The 14,811-nt window shown below is 72.7% G+C and carries 8 protein-coding genes; 5 read left to right on the top strand and 3 right to left on the bottom strand.

The features are described 5' to 3' along the window. The first annotated feature begins 163 nt into the window (after positions 1-163). From ACGF4F_RS03175 to ACGF4F_RS03165, 3 genes are all read left to right on the top strand, one after another. Positions 164-1,180, top strand: coding sequence for a TauD/TfdA family dioxygenase (locus tag ACGF4F_RS03175; RefSeq protein WP_393074374.1), 1,017 nt, complete (start codon positions 164-166; stop codon positions 1,178-1,180). Next, positions 1,177-6,483, top strand: coding sequence for an amino acid adenylation domain-containing protein (locus ACGF4F_RS03170; RefSeq protein WP_393074371.1), 5,307 nt, complete (start codon positions 1,177-1,179; stop codon positions 6,481-6,483). The genes ACGF4F_RS03175 and ACGF4F_RS03170 overlap by 4 nt, the downstream gene beginning before the upstream one ends. 74 nt (positions 6,484-6,557) lie before the next feature. Next, entirely contained in the window at positions 6,558-7,733 is a 1,176-nt protein-coding gene (locus ACGF4F_RS03165) for a trans-sulfuration enzyme family protein (RefSeq protein ID WP_393074368.1), read from the top strand. A gap of 10 nt (positions 7,734-7,743) precedes the next feature. Here ACGF4F_RS03165 and ACGF4F_RS03160 read toward each other — a convergent pair whose 3' ends face one another. After that, the gene (locus ACGF4F_RS03160) at positions 7,744-9,120 is read right to left on the bottom strand and encodes an FAD-dependent oxidoreductase (RefSeq protein WP_393074365.1); all 1,377 of its coding nucleotides are present in this window, start codon (positions 9,118-9,120) and stop codon (positions 7,744-7,746) included. Positions 9,121-9,481: 361 nt separating this feature from the next. On the opposite strand from ACGF4F_RS03160, the gene ACGF4F_RS03155 reads away from it, so the two are divergent. Continuing rightward, positions 9,482-11,632: a sialate O-acetylesterase gene (locus ACGF4F_RS03155; protein ID WP_393074362.1), complete on the top strand. Its 2,151-nt coding sequence runs from the start codon at positions 9,482-9,484 to the stop codon at positions 11,630-11,632. 103 nt (positions 11,633-11,735) lie between these two features. On the opposite strand, the gene ACGF4F_RS03150 is transcribed toward ACGF4F_RS03155, so the two are convergent. Then, complete coding sequence (locus ACGF4F_RS03150; protein ID WP_357436019.1) at positions 11,736-12,383, bottom strand: CatB-related O-acetyltransferase; 648 nt, start codon at positions 12,381-12,383, stop codon at positions 11,736-11,738. Positions 12,384-12,422: 39 nt separating this feature from the next. After that, positions 12,423-13,037, bottom strand: a complete 615-nt coding sequence (locus tag ACGF4F_RS03145; RefSeq protein ID WP_393074359.1) for a TetR/AcrR family transcriptional regulator — start codon at positions 13,035-13,037, stop codon at positions 12,423-12,425. A gap of 65 nt (positions 13,038-13,102) precedes the next feature. On the opposite strand from ACGF4F_RS03145, the gene ACGF4F_RS03140 reads away from it, so the two are divergent. Next, on the top strand, positions 13,103-14,374 hold the full coding sequence (locus tag ACGF4F_RS03140; protein ID WP_393074356.1) for an FAD-dependent oxidoreductase: 1,272 nt from the start codon (positions 13,103-13,105) through the stop codon (positions 14,372-14,374). Positions 14,375-14,811 lie beyond the last annotated feature (437 nt).

Here is a 14,811-nt window from a genome sequence, read left to right as displayed (position 1 = left end):
GCCGGGTCTGCGAGCCCCGCAGTCGCGAACGAAAGGTGGCGCCGTGAGCGCGAGGAGTGAGCCGGGCCTGGGAGCCCCGCAGCCGCGAACGAAAGGTGGCGCCGTGAGCGCGAAGAGTGAGCCGGGCCTGCGAGCCCCGCAGCCGCGAACGAAAGGTGCTGCTGTGAGCGGGCCGGGGCCGCGTCGGCGCGGTACCGGTCCGGTCACCTCGCCGGTGTCCCGGCGGGTGCTCGTGGACGAGGAGTTCGTGCTGCTCGTCGAGGCCACCGTGCCCGACCTCGACCTGGCCGGCTGGCTTGCCGGCCGGCGCGAGGAGCTGCTGCAGGACCTGGACCGCTACGGGGCCGTGTTCTTCCGCGGCTTCGAGGTGGGCACCGCCGACGAATTCAGTCAGGCCGCACGGGCGGTCAGCCCGGACCTGCTCGGCTACCTGGAGCGGGCCGCCCCCCGCCACGAGGTCGCCGACCGGGTGTTCACCTCCACCGAGTTCAACGCCGAGCAGTGGATCCCGCTGCACCACGAGATGTCGTACTCGCACAACTGGCCCACCTACCTCTACTTCTGGTGCGCGCAGCCGGCCACCTGCGACGGCGGGGCCACCCCGCTGGCCAGCGAGCGGGTCATCACCCCGCTGATCCCGGCCGACGTGCGGGAGCGGTTCCTGCGCTCCGGCGTCTGCTACGTGCGCAACTACGGCCCGCACCTGGACCTGCCCTGGCAGGAGGCGTTCCAGACCACCGACCGGGCGGAGGTGGAGGCGTACTGCACCGCCTCGGCGACGGAGTTCACCTGGCTGGGTGGGGACGGGCTGCGCACCCGGGCCCGGCGGCAGGCGGTCGCCACGCATCCGCGTACCGGGGAGACGGTCTGGTTCAACCACGCCCACCTGTTCCACGTGTCCAACATGCCGGCGGAGGTGTCGGGCGCGCTGCTGCGCGAGTACGGCCCGGACGGGCTGCCCCGCAACGCGTACTACGGCGACGGCGAGCCGATCCCCGACGAGGTGGTCACCGGCATCCGCGAGCTGTACCGGCAGCACGCCGTCTCGGTGCCCTGGCAGCGCGGCGACGTGCTGGTCGTGGACAACTTCCTGGCCACCCACGGCCGGGAATCCTTCAGCGGCGACCGGGAGATCCTCGTCGCCATGTCCGACCTCTACGTCAACCGGAGCGAGTTGTGAACGGATACCGTCTGTCGCCGATCCAGCGCCTGGCCTGGTCCGGGAAGCAGGACCTGATCCGGGCCCGGGTCCGGCTGCACCGGCCGCTGGACCGGGCGCGGTTGCAGGCCGCCGTCGACACGGTGGTGGCCCGGCACGAGGCGCTACGGCTGACCCTGATGCACCACCCCGGCCTGCGGGTGCCGTTGCAGGACGTGGACGACAACCGCTCCGTGGTGATCGGCGCCCAGGGCGAGCTGTCGGTCACCCTCACCGACGACGCCCTGGAGTTGACCGCTACCCCGCTGATCGCCGACCCGGCCAGCCTTCGCCTGGTCCTCGCCGACCTGGCCCGGGCCTACGCCGGCGAGACGCTGCCGGACGACCCGGAGGCCCTGCAGTTCCTCGACGTCGCCGAGTGGCAACTCGAGGAACGGGAGCAGAACCCGGCCGCCGCGCCCACCACCCCGGCCGCGCGGCTGGTCACCCCGCACGGCGACGACCCGACCGCAGTGGTCACCGCGACGGTGCCCGCCGCCACCCTGGCCGACGCCGCCCGGTCCGCGAATGTCGAGCCGGCCACCGCGCTCCTCGCCGCCTGGGCCCTGGCGGTCTCCCGCCGTGCCGAGGCGCCGGACGGGGCCGATGAGGCGGACCTGGTGCTGGCCCGGTGGAGCGACGGCCGCCAGGCCGCCGGCACTGCCGAAGTGGTCGGACCGCTGGGCGGCTACGGCCCGCTCCGGCTGGCCCTGCCGCTGCCCGCCGCCCCCGCCGACCTGCTGACCTGCGTCCACGCCGCCGAGACCGCCGCCGACGACGCGTTCCACCTGGTCGAACCGGTGGACGAGCAGTCCGAGGCGGTCGCCGGGTTCGCGGTGCTGCCCACCGTGGACCCGGCCACCGTGGCCGGCCTCGACGGCGCCGCCGTGGCGGTGGCCGACCCGCCGCCGGCCGGCGGCCCGCAGCTCACCGCCCGGACCGACGGCGACCAGGTCACCCTGCGGGTGGTCGGCGGGCAGTGGCTGCTCGACGCACTGCTGGCGATCCTGCGGACCCTGCCCGCCGCGCTCACCGCCGCCGCCCCACTGGCCGTGCTCGGCGACGGGGAGGCCCGCTGGCTGGCCGAAGCGGCCGGGAGCACCGCCGAGACGCCGGGACGAACCCTCGTCGACCTGCTCGACGCGGGCCTGGCTGGCATGGACCCCGACGCCGTGGCGGTGGTCGCCGCGGACGGCGCGTACACCGTCGGTGAGCTGCACGAACGGGCCACGCGGGTGGCCGGCGCGCTGGCCGCTCGGGGACTGTCCGGCACCCCGGTCGGGGTGCTGGCCGCCCGGTCGCGGGACACCGTCGTGGCGTTCCTCGGCGTGCTGCGGGCCGGGGCGGTGTTCGTCCCGCTGGACCCGGACGCCCCGGCGCAGCGCCTCGCCGCCCAGGTCCGCGCGGTCGGCGCACAGGTCGTCGTCGGCGTCGGCAGCCCGGCCACCGTGCCGGTCGACGAGCTCGTCGCGGCCGGCGGCCAGCCGCCCACCACCGTGCCGGCCCCGGCCGACCCGGCGTACGTGATCTTCACCTCCGGCTCCACCGGCACGCCCCGCCCGGTGCAGGTCTCGCACGGCGCTGGCGCGCACCTGGCCGATGCCCTCGAGCTGACGGTGTACGCGGGCAGCCGCCCGGGGCTGCGGGTGGCGGTGAACGCTCCGCTCACCTTCGACGCCTCGATCAAGCAGCTCGTGCAGCTCGGCCACGGCCGCAGCCTCTACCTGGTCCCCGAGGACGTCCGGCGGGACGGGGCGGCGCTGGCCGCCGCGCTTGCCGACCACCACGTCGACGTGCTCGACCTGACCCCCGCCCAGCTGCGCATCCTGCTCGCCGGGGCGGGCGACACCCGACTGCCCGGCCTGCTGCTGCTCGGTGGGGAGGCCATCGCACCGGACCTGTGGGAGACGGTGGCGGCGCTGCCCGACGTCCGCGCGGTCAACCTGTACGGCCCGACCGAGTGCACGGTGGACACCAGCGCGGCGCAGATCCGCGCCGGGGACGCCCCGACCATCGGCCGGCCGCTGCCCGGCGTCGCGGTCTGGGTGCTCGACGGGCAGCTGCGGCCGGTGCCGCCGGGCGCGGCCGGGGAACTCTGCGTCAGCGGGCCGCAGCTCGCCGACGGGTACCTCGGCGACGCGGACACCACCGCGCAGCGGTTCGTGCCGGTGGCGCTGCCGTCCGGCCGGACCGAACGGGTGTACCGCACCGGCGACCGGGTCCGCTTCGACGCCGACCGGCGGCTGCGCTACCTGGGCCGCCTGGACGACCAGGTGAAGATCCACGGTTTCCGGGTGGAGCCGGGCGAGATCGCCACCGTCCTGCGCGAGCACCCGGAGGTCGCCGACGCCGCCGTGGTCGCCCGCGACGACGACGGGCACGGCCACCGGCTCGTCGCCTACGTCCGGCCGGGCCGCACCGCCGGGACCGCTGCCGTCGACGTCGAGCGGATCGCCGGGATCAATCCGCACGAGACTCGCTACCTGTACGACGAGATCTTCGTCCAGCAGGTCTACCTGCGCGACGGCATCGTGCTGCGGCCCGGGGCGACCGTGCTCGACGTGGGCGCGAACATCGGCATGTTCTCGCTGTTCGTCCACGCTGTCTGCCCGGACGCGACGATCCACGCGTTCGAACCGGTGCCGTCGGTCGCCGACGTGCTGCGGCGCAACGTCGCCGAGTTCGGCGTACCGGCCACGGTGCACGGGTTCGGACTGTCCCGGACGGCCGGGGAGGTGTCCTTCACCTACTACCCGGGCTACTCGATGATGTCCGGCCACGCCGCGTACGCCGACCCGGCCGCCGAGGTGTCGGTGATCAAGCGGTACCTCGCCAACGAGCGGGACGCCGGCGCCGACGAGCGGGACGTCTTGCTCGGCCGGGTCGACGAACTGCTGGCGGAACGCTTCGCCGGCCGGGAGCTCACCGTGCCGGTCCGGCCGCTGTCGGCCGTGCTCGACGAGATCGGCCCGCAGCGGATCGACCTGCTGAAGATCGACGTGCAGCGCGCCGAGGCGGACGTGCTCGCCGGGCTGGCGGACCGGCACTGGCCGCTGATCGCGCAGGTCGCCATGGAGGTCCACGACGCGGCCGGCACCGAGACCGACGGCCGGCTGGCCGAGCTGGTCGCGTTCTTCGAGGGCCACGGCTTCGACGTGGTCACCCGGCAGGACGACCTGCTCGTCGGCACCGACCGGCACACCCTGCACGCCGTGCGCCCGGAGTACGCCGCCGATCCGCGCCCGCCGGTGGTCGTCCCGGCTGGGCCGGCGGCCGGCCCGCTGGCGGAGCGCCTGACCGGCTGGCTGGCCGACCGGCTGCCGACCCACCTGCTCCCGACCGCCGTGGTGCTCCTCGACGAGCTACCGCTGACCCGCAACGGCAAGCTCGACCGGGCAGCGCTGCCCGCGCCCCGCCTCGACCGGCCTCGCGACAGCGCGGCGGTGACGCCCGCCAACCGGGCCGAGGAGATCCTGGTCGAGGCGTGGCGTGAGGTCCTCGGGGTGGCGAGCTTCGGCGTGACCGACAGTTTCTTCGCTCTCGGCGGCGACTCCATCCGCAGCATCCAGATGCAGGTCGCGGCGAACAAGCGGGGGCTGTCCTTCCGGCTCGGCGACATCTTCACCTACCAGTCGATCCGGGAGCTCGTCACGCACGGGCAGATCACCCTCGACGGTGCTTCCGCCGAGCCCACGGCTTCCGGCGGGGCCGAGGAAGCGGAGCGCTTCGCACTGGTCTCCGCCGCCGACCGGGAGCTGCTGCCCGCCGGGCTCACCGACGCGTACCCGATGACCGCCCTGCAGCAGGGCATGGTCTACCACTGCGAGCTGACCGGCGACCCGGCGATGTACCACAACGTCACCGCGCACCGGATCGCGGCGCCGCTGGACGCGGCGGCACTGCGCCGCGCGCTGGCCGGCCTGGTGGCCGCCCACCCGGTGCTGCGGACCGGGTTCGCGCTGGGCGCGTACTCGGAGCCGTTGCAGCTCGTACACGCGGACGTGCCGGTCGAGGTGCCGGTGACGGACCTGGCCGACGCCGACCCGCAGGCCCGCCGCGAGCGGGTCGACAAGCTGGTGGCGGAAGAGCGGGTACGCCCCTTCGACTGGGCCCGCCCGCCGCTGCTGCGGCTGCACGCCGTCCGCGAGGACGCCGACGGGTTCACCCTGATCGTCGCCGAGTACCACGCCATCCTCGACGGCTGGAGCCTGCACCTGTTCCTCACCGACCTGCTCGCCGCGTACGACCGGGAGCGGGCCGGCAGCGCCCGACCGGCCCGCCCCGGCCTGCCGTTCCGGGAGTACGTGGCGGCCGAGCGGGACGCCCTGGCGGACCCGGTCACCCGCCGGTTCTGGCTGGACGGCCCCGGCGCGGTGCCGCCGCTGCTGCTCGGCGGCCCGGATCCGCGGACCACCACCACCCGGCGGGTGCCGGTCAGGGCCGGCACGACCGACGTGGTCACCGAGGCCTCGCGGGCGGCCGGCGTGCCGGTGAAGTCCTGGCTGCTCGCCATCCACCTGCGCCTGATCGGCGAGCTGTCCGGCCGCAACGACGTGGTCAGCGGCCTGGTGGTCGGTGGCCGGCCGGAGGGGGACGGCAGCGACGCCACCCTCGGCCTGTTCCTCAACACCCTGCCGGTGAGCGTGCAGCTGGGCGCCCGGTCCCTGGCCGACCTGGCCGCCGAGGTGTGGCGGGCCGAGCGGGAGCTGATGGCGCACCACCGCTTCCCGCTCGCCGAGATAGTCCGCGCCGGCGGGGCCGGCCCCCGCTTCGACCACTTCTTCAACTGGACCCACTTCCCGAACGGGCCGGCCGACGGCGGCAGCCGCATCGTGGACAGTCGGGGCATCACGGTGGACGTGGCGTTCAGCCTCGCCGTCGACGCCGAACTGGACGCCGACACCGGCCGCCTCGCTCTCACCGTCCAGTACGACCACCGGCACGTCCCCGCGGACCGTGTCGACGCCTTCGCCGACGGCTTCCGCCGGCTGCTGGCCGCGGACCCGATCGCACCGCTACCCGCCGTCGCCCCGCTCGGGCCAGCGCTCGACGACGACGCGCGGACCAGGTGGGCGGCCCGGGTGGCGGCGGCCTGGCAGGAGGTGCTCGGCGTCGCGCCGAGCGACCCGGGGACCGACTTCCTGGCCGCCGGTGGGGACTCGCTGCGCGCCCTGCGGCTGGTCACCATGCTGCGGCAGCGCCACGGCAGCGACCTCACCCTGCCCGAGTTCGTGACGCTGGGCAGCTACGGTGCGCTGGTGGACCGGGTGGCCCGTTCCGCCTGACCCCTGACCAGCGGCCGACCGGGCCGGCCCGCGCCGGCCCGGTCGGCCGTTCTCAGCTATCGAGAGGAGCAGCGTTGACCGGCCTCAGCACCACCGCCGTGCACGGCGACGACGGCCTGAACCCTGGTGGGGCGGTGGCGCCGCCGATCGTGCAGAGCGCGACCTTCAGCGCCGAGTCCGACGAGCGGTTCACCGCGATCGCCACCGAGACCCGGGGCAGCACCTTCTACACCCGGTACGGCAACCCCAACCACGCCCAGGTGGCCGCCGTGGTCGCCGAACTGGAAGGCGCGGAGACGGGCCTGGTCACCGCCTCGGGAATGGGCGCGATCAGCACCGTCGCGCTGGCCCTGCTCTCCGCCGGCGACCACGTGGTGGTGCAGCGCAGCACATACGGCGGCACCACCTCACTCGCCACCGGACTGCTGCCCCGCTTCGGGGTCTCCTGCACCCAGGTCGACCAGACCGACCTCGGGGCGTTCGAACGAGCCATGCGCCCGCAGACCCGGCTGGTGCTGGTGGAGACGCCCAGCAATCCGCTGCTGGAGCTGACCGACCTGACGGCCGTCGCGGAGTTGGCCCATGCGGCGGGCGCGCTCGTGGTGGTCGACAACACCTTCGCCACGCCGGTGAACCAGCGTCCGATGAGCGCCGGAGCGGACCTGGTCTGGCACAGCGGCACCAAGTTCCTCGGCGGCCACTCCGACGTCTCGGCGGGGGTGGTCGTCGGTGCCGCCGAACTGATCGAGCGGGTGTGGCAGACCGCGATCGTCACGGGCAGCACCCTCGGCCCGGTCGACGCCTGGCTCCTGCTACGCGGCATCCGTACGCTGCCGCTGCGGGTGGAGCGGCACAACAGCAACGCCGCCGCCCTGGCCCGGGCCCTGGAGGGTCACCCGGCGGTGGCCCGGGTCCGCTACCCGGGACTGCCGTCGCATCCCCAGCACGCGCTGGCCCGCCGGCAGATGACCGGCTTCGGCGGGGTGCTCAGCGTCGACCTGAAGGCTGGCCGGGCGGGCGCCGCCGCGCTGCTGGCCGGGCTGGGGCTGGCCAAGCGCGCGGCCAGCCTGGGCAGCGTCAGCACCCTGCTGGTGCACCCGAGGTCGATGTGGGCGGGAATCGTGGACGCCGAGCAGTTGGCCGCCAGCGGTATCGGGGACGGGCTGGTCCGCGTCTCCACCGGCATCGAGGACACGGCCGACCTGGTGGACGACTTCCTGACGGCGTTGGACAAGGCGGCCGAGCTTTAGCCGGACCGGATCAACGTGCCCGCCGGTTGGCGCGCAGGGCACCGAGTATCACGCCGGGTGTGGCCAGCGACCGTGGGTGTGCCCGCATGGACACGACCTCGTTGAACCGCCGCGCGGTCGTCACGTCCGTGACGGTCGCCGCGACGATCTGCCGGCTCACCCAGCTGGCGACCCGGTACCCGCGCGGGTAGGGCCCGTTGACGTGCGGCAGCGCCAGGTCGGCGGAGGTCGACGTCGACCAGGCGGCGTCGACCACCACCTTCTGCAGGGCGAAGAACCGGCGCGCGGGAGCGCCCAGATCCGGGCCAGACCGCAGGTACGCCGACAGGCAGGCAGCGTGCAGGGCCGCCGCCGTCATCCCCTGCCCGTACACCGGGTTGAACGACGCGACCGCGTCGCCGACGCTGACGAGCCCGGCCGGAAACCGCTTCAGCGTGTGAAAGTCCCGTCGCCGGCTGTCCGCATGACGGTAGGTCTGGACGTCGCCGAGCAGTTCGCCCCCGGCGACCTCGCCGAACTCCGGTGGGAACTGCTCTCGCAGCCGGTGTACGAAGTCGTCCGCGGTCCGCCCCGGACGGTTCTCCCCGTAACCGGCCATCATGGCCATCCACCGGCCATCCTCGACCGCGAAGAACGCCGCGCCGGCCACGTCCGACGACATCCCCGGACTGTGCAGCGCCAGGACGACCGCGAGTTCCGGGTTCGTCTCCCGGCGTCGGAACAGGGCGGTGGCGTAGTTCAGGTGCACGGGCATCCGCCGCGCGACGGGCCGTTCCCAGCCGGCCTGCTCCAGCCAATCGGACAGCCTGCTCGACCGCCCCATGGCGTCCACCACGAGATCACCGGACTCGACACCCGCCAGCCCGCCGACGTCGCAATGGACCCCGGTGGTCACGGCACCGTCGCAGACGAGGCCCGTGGCGCGGGCGGTGACCGTCTTGACGTTGGGCAGTCGCAGCACCTGCTGGCGGATCAGCCCTTCCAGCAGCGGCCTGCTCCCCGCCAAGCTGTCGGCGTCGTCGGGTACGACAACCTTCCGGCGGCCGTCGAGGTAGTTGCGCCTGGCCGCGGGTGGAGCCTCGATCGCGCCTTGGGCCAGCGCCTGTTCGCGGAATCCCGGGAACAGGCGCTCGAGCTGGAGGAAGCCGCCGGGCAGCAGCGCGTGCAGTTGCGTCCCCTGCGGCACACCGGGCCGCTCGCCGGACACCTGCAGGTCGTCCCGGTCGATGATGACGACGCTCTCCGCATGATCGGACAACACCCGGGCGGCCAGCAACCCGGCGACACTGCCACCGAGCACGACCGCCTTGCCCATGATCGGGACCACCTGATCGGGTGGTCGCGCCGCGTTCAGCGCGGCGAACACCCGAGCCGGGGAGCGGAACATCAAGCTCTCCAAGGGATACGAGATGTGGCACCTTCCCGTGCCAGCGGAAGGCCGCACGTGGGCCAACCGGCCGGACGGCCGGTCGGCATGACGCCCGACGATCGTTGCACAAGCGCCGAGGCAGCGGCCATCGCGTCCAAAGCGGCAGCAGATCGCGGGAACGCTCTCGGGATAGCGCCATCCGGGCAAGCCGGGCCCCTGTGGACGTAGCCGGTCGCCCGCTGGTCGCCCCAGAGCGTGCCTCCGTCGCGAGGATCCGACCATTCGCCGCAATCACATTGTGATGCGTGAATGTCCACTGTTAGTCATGGGGCACGTCGTTCCGGCGGCGCGAACTACGACCTTGCTGGAGGTACGAGTCATGCCCCGTCCACACTTCTCCCCCGGGCTCCGCGATGCGGCGCCACGACTGCGCGGCGTCGCCCTCGCTGCGGCCGGCCTGCTGCTGCTGTCCTCGATCGCGGTGGTGTCCGGGCCGGCGGCCGCCGCCAGCCCGACGCTCGCTGTCGACCGGCCGGTCGACGACACGGCCTGCGCCGCGAACGTCGACGGCATGGCCGCTTTCACCCCGGTCCTCTCGATCGACCTGCCGACCCGGGCGACCTGGCTCAACCAGACCCCGCCGTACACCTTCGACCGCACCGACGCGGTGGCCGCCGGCTTCGACCGGGTCGGCTACTGCCTCGAGCTGGACGGCGTGACGGGCCCGCAGTGGGTCTGGACGGCCATGGAGCCCTTCACCGCGGACGCGCACCGCCTCGGCCTGCCGACCCGCACCGGGGAGATCACCCGTCAGCGGGTGAACGACCTGGACGTGGCCTCCAACGTTCCTGGCGTCACCACGGGCACCGGCCAGGCCGGCTATCTGGAGATGTGGCCCAACACCTACAGCACGGGCTCGTCCCGGCAGATCTCCGGTGCCTCGTCCACCAACTACGACGCCGACGACACCGTCAACGCCTCCGGCGGGTACGGTTCATTCCAGGTGCACCAGGTCGGCGCCAGCCGCCCCTCGCCGGACGCGCCGCGTACGGTACTGGCGGTCAACACCTTCACGTCCACCGGCGCGGCGCTCTCGCTCGGCATCGGCTCCGCGCCAACCGGTCACCCGGACTGGACGTTCGCCGGGAACGCCGGCACGTTCACCCAACGGCGGCTGACCGTGTACGCCCGTTCCTCCGTGCTGACCCTGGATCAGCACCCGCAGGACCGCCAGTTGTATCCCCGGGACGCCGCGAACGGCGCCACCGTGCCGGTGTCCGGCGCAGTCACCGACCCGCGGGTCAAGGCGGTTCAGCTCACGGTGACCAGCGGCGAAGACGAGTGGACCTACACGGCCCCGGTCACCGACCGGCGCGACTTCTCGTTCCGCCCCCGCATCGACGCCACCTTGCGCGACTACCGGTTCGCGCTGCGCGCGCTGGGCGCCCAGGTGACCCGCCGGGTGGCCGTATGGGAAGGCATCCTGGCCGGCGACGTCTACGTCATCCAGGGCCAGTCCAATGCCGTGGCGGCGACCTACAAGGGCTCCTCCGCCGGCGAGGAGTCGCCGTTCATCCGCAGCTACGGGTCTCCCACGGCCGATCCTGTCCTGTCGGCGGCGGACCGCCGCTGGAACTACGCCGGCAGTGAGGTCACCAACCAGCCCGGCTCGATCGGGCAGTGGGGCATCCGCATGGCCCGGCGCATCGTGGACACCTATCAGGTCCCGGTGGCCATCCTCAACGGCGCCCACGGCGGCCAGCCGATCTCGTTCTTCCAGCGCAATGACGCGGACCCGGACGACATCCGCACCAACTACGGCCGGCTGCGGCAACGCCTGGTGGGCGCCGGGGTGCTGGGCGACGTCCGCGGGCTGCTCTGGTATCAGGGCGAATCCGACAACGACCAAGCGGCCGTACACGTCACCGGCTTCACCGCGCTGCTCGACGACTGGCGAGCTGAGCTGGGAGCCGACATCGCCGAGGGGACCCGGTACTTCGTGTATCAGGTGCGCACCTCGCCGTGCAGCAACAGCACCACCGGCGCGCTGCGGGAGGCGCAGCGGCAGATGGGCGACACGCTCGGCGTGACCTTGCTGTCGACCAACGGCCTCTCGGGTCACGACGGCTGCCACTACGCCTGGGAGCAGGGCTACCGGGAGATGGGCGACCACACGTTCGCGGTGGTGGCGCGCGACCTCTACCACGGACCTGGTGAGGGGGTCGCCCCGCCGAATCCGAGCACCGCGGCGTTCTCGAACCCCGAGCGCACGGAGATCACCATCCAGTTGCGCAGCGACGACCCGCTGACGGTCGAGCCGGGTGCGGCGGCGGACTTCCGGGTCAACGGGACCGCGGTCACCGTGACCGATGTCGAGTACGTCGCCGGCGGCCAGCTGAGGCTGACCCTCTCCGCGCCCGCCGACGGCGCGACGGGCGTGAGCTACCTCAGCCATCTGCGGGCCGGACCCTGGATCGTCAACGCGACCGGCAGTGGTCTGCTGACCTTCCACAACCTGCCGATCACCTGACCGGCCGCCAGGCGGGCGGGACGTGGCCGCCGGCGACCGCGTCCCGCCTGCTTGCCACCGTGGAACCATAGGCGCCGGTCGAGCTGACCTCCTCGGCGTGCCGCTACCGCTGTCCGGGGTTCGCGGCTTCCAGATCGTCGAGGCTGCCGGCCATGATCGTGCGGAGGTGCTCGGTGATGTGCTCGATCGGCCAGTCCCACCAGGCCAGGGCCAGCAGGCGGGCGACGTCCTCCTCGGCATAGCGGCGACGGATGAGCCTGGCCGGGTTGCCGCCGACGATGCCGTAGTCGGGCACGTCGTCCACCACCACCGAACCGGAGGCGATGATCGCTCCGTTGCCGATCCGGACGCCGGGCATCACCGTGGCGCGGTAGCCGAACCACACGTCGTTGCCCACCACGGTGTCGCCCCGTCCGGGCAGGCCGGTGATCAGGTCGAAGTGCTCGGCCCAGGAACCGCCCATGATGGGGAAAGGAAAGGTCGACGCACCGTCCATCCGGTGGTTGGCGCCGTTCATGATGAACCGCACGCCCGTGCCCAGCGCGCAGAACTTCCCGATGACCAGCTTCTCCGGCCCGTAGTGATACAGCACGTTACGGGTCTCGAAGGCGGTCGGGTCCTCCGGGTCGTCGTAGTAGGAGAACTCTCCGACCTCGATCAGCGGAGACGTCACCAACGGCTTCAGCAGCACCACACGCGGCTGCTCGGGGATCGGATGCACAACGCTCGGATCGGGAAGGGTGTCAGCCATGGTTCGCTTCCTCATCGGCTACGGCCTTTTGCGGATCGGTCACAGGGGCTTGGCCAGCCGCGCGACGAGGCGTTTGAGCTCTTCGCCGTACCCGGCGAGAAACTCGGGAGAGTCGACGGGCAGACCGGTGAAGTCTTCGGCGAAGTGGGCCAGCAGTGTGGGCGCGAGCGCTGCGCCGAAGAGGGCCAGTTGCAGGTAGGCCGGATCGAGGTCCTGGGCGATCTCACCGGCGGCCTGACGTTGGCGCAGGTCGTCGACCATGGACCGGCGATACTGCTCCGCGCCCTCTTCGCGGTCGCCTTCCAGGGCCTGCCAGATCAATAGCCGGACCCAGTGCCGCTGTGCCGTTCCGGCGTGGAGGAACGCGGCAACCACCTCGTCCAGCGGAGCGTCCGGTCGGTTCAGCTCACCGCTCAACGCACGCCAGCGTTCGATGAGGGCGCGATACAGCCCTTCCTTGCCGTCGAAGTAGTACGAGATCAACTGCTGGTTGACGCCGGCCCGGCGGGCGATGGCGGTGACCCGCGCGCCGGCGTAGCCGTGCTCACCGAACTCCACCAGCGCGGCGTCGAGAATCCGCTCCCGGGTGCGCTCGGCGTCGCGTTTCCGCTCCGGACCGGACGGGGAACGACGAGGTCTCGACTCCTCAGGCATGCTCCTGATCCTATCAATCAAACGGATGGTTGACAGAGTCAGACGCAAGGGTGACTCTGGGAGGCATGACGAGCTTTTCGGTGATGATCATCGGCGGCGGGATCGGCGGACTGGCCCTGGCCCACGGCCTGCGCCGAGCCGGCATCGAGGTCAACGTCTACGAGCGCACCCTCGAACGCACGGACTGGCTGCAGGGCTACCGGATCCACATCAACCCGGCCGGCGCGCACGCCCTGCACAACTGCCTTCCCCCGGACGCGTGGCGGTCGTTCCTGGCCACCGTCTCGACCGGGGACAGCGGCTTCGGCTTTCTCACCGACCAATGCACGGAGCTACTCGGGTTGACCGAGGCCGAGATCAACCCGTCCACCGGCCCCACCAGCCGCCACTACGGCGTCAGCCGGATCCGGCTCCGCGAGATCCTGCTCGACCAGCTCGACGACGTCGTACACCTGGGCAGGAACTTCCACCGCTATAGGCTCGACGGCGACCGGGTCACCGCCCACTTCGCCGACGGCACCACCGCGACCGCCGATCTCCTGATCGGCGCGGACGGCGCCAATTCCCGCGTACGCGGCCAGCTCCTCCCGCACGCGCAGCGCCTTGACACCGGCGTGCTCGCGGTGGCCGGCAAGTATCCGTTGACCCCCGAACGGGCGTCCGACCTGCCGCCCGCCCTGCGTACCCGGGCCAACATCGTCGTCCCCCGTGGCCGCGGCTCGCTCTTCACCGCCGTCTGGCAGCACGATCGCATCGATCGGGCGGCCGCCGGGCGCTCCGGCACGCCGCCGTACGACGACACCGACTACGCGTTCTGGGGTTTCGCCGACGCTACCGACCGGTTCCCACCGGACGTGGAGCAGCAGGACGGCGCATCGCTGCAGCAGGTCGTCACCGACCGGATCCGCGGCTGGTCGCCCGCGTTCCACCGGCTCATCGCCGGAAGCGACCCGGCCACCCTCCACGCGATCCGGGTGAAGAGCGCCACCCCGGTCACACCCTGGACGACCGGCCGCGTCACGCTGCTCGGCGACGCCATCCACAACATGACCCCGATGGCCGGCATCGGCGCGAACACCGCGCTGCGCGACGCCGACCTGCTCCGACGCAAGCTGATCGCCGCCCGCGCCGGCGAGCTCCCACTTCTGGCCGCGATCTCCGGGTACGAGCGCGAGATGCTGCGCTACGGCTTCGCCGCCGTCAAGCAGTCCCTGCGCAACGCCCAGAACGCCGCGAACTCGACCCCGCTCGGCCGGGCAACCTTCCGCACGATCCTGCGTCTGACCGCGGCGATCGCACCCATGCGCCGCCGCATGGCCGCCAGCCTGGGCCGCTGACCTCGCCGCGTTCCCGGGAGCGGCGAATACCCGTGGTCGCATCGCAGCACGCGTCGCAAGGTGGGCAGCCGACGCTCCATGTAATGCGGCCCGGTGATGCATCGCCTGGTAGGAGTGGAGGGCCGCGGCCGACGCGTCTTTCCGCCCGGACGGCTCGTCGATCCCTTCCCCGACGAGTCGTCCGGTCTCGGCGGCGACTTACGCGGAGGCAGCATGGCGTCCCGATCGCAGAATCCACCACCGAAATGGCCGGTGCTGAACTCCCCCTCGGTGCCCAGACGAGTGCGGGAAGGGAGCCTCCCCCGCCGCCCATCCGTCGAGCCACGCCGCGCCGATCGGCGGTGGGCCTACCTGCTGGTCGGCGGGTTCACCCTACTCATCGGCTGCCTCGCCGTGCTGGTCGTGACCGTCAGCGGCAAGCCCGCGCATACCGCGTC

This window comes from Micromonospora sp. NPDC047740, assembly GCF_043204735.1.
GTDB lineage: Bacteria > Actinomycetota > Actinomycetes > Mycobacteriales > Micromonosporaceae > Micromonospora.
Note: the sequence above shows the minus strand (reverse complement) of the source record. Positions and strands in the feature narration are given on the sequence as shown.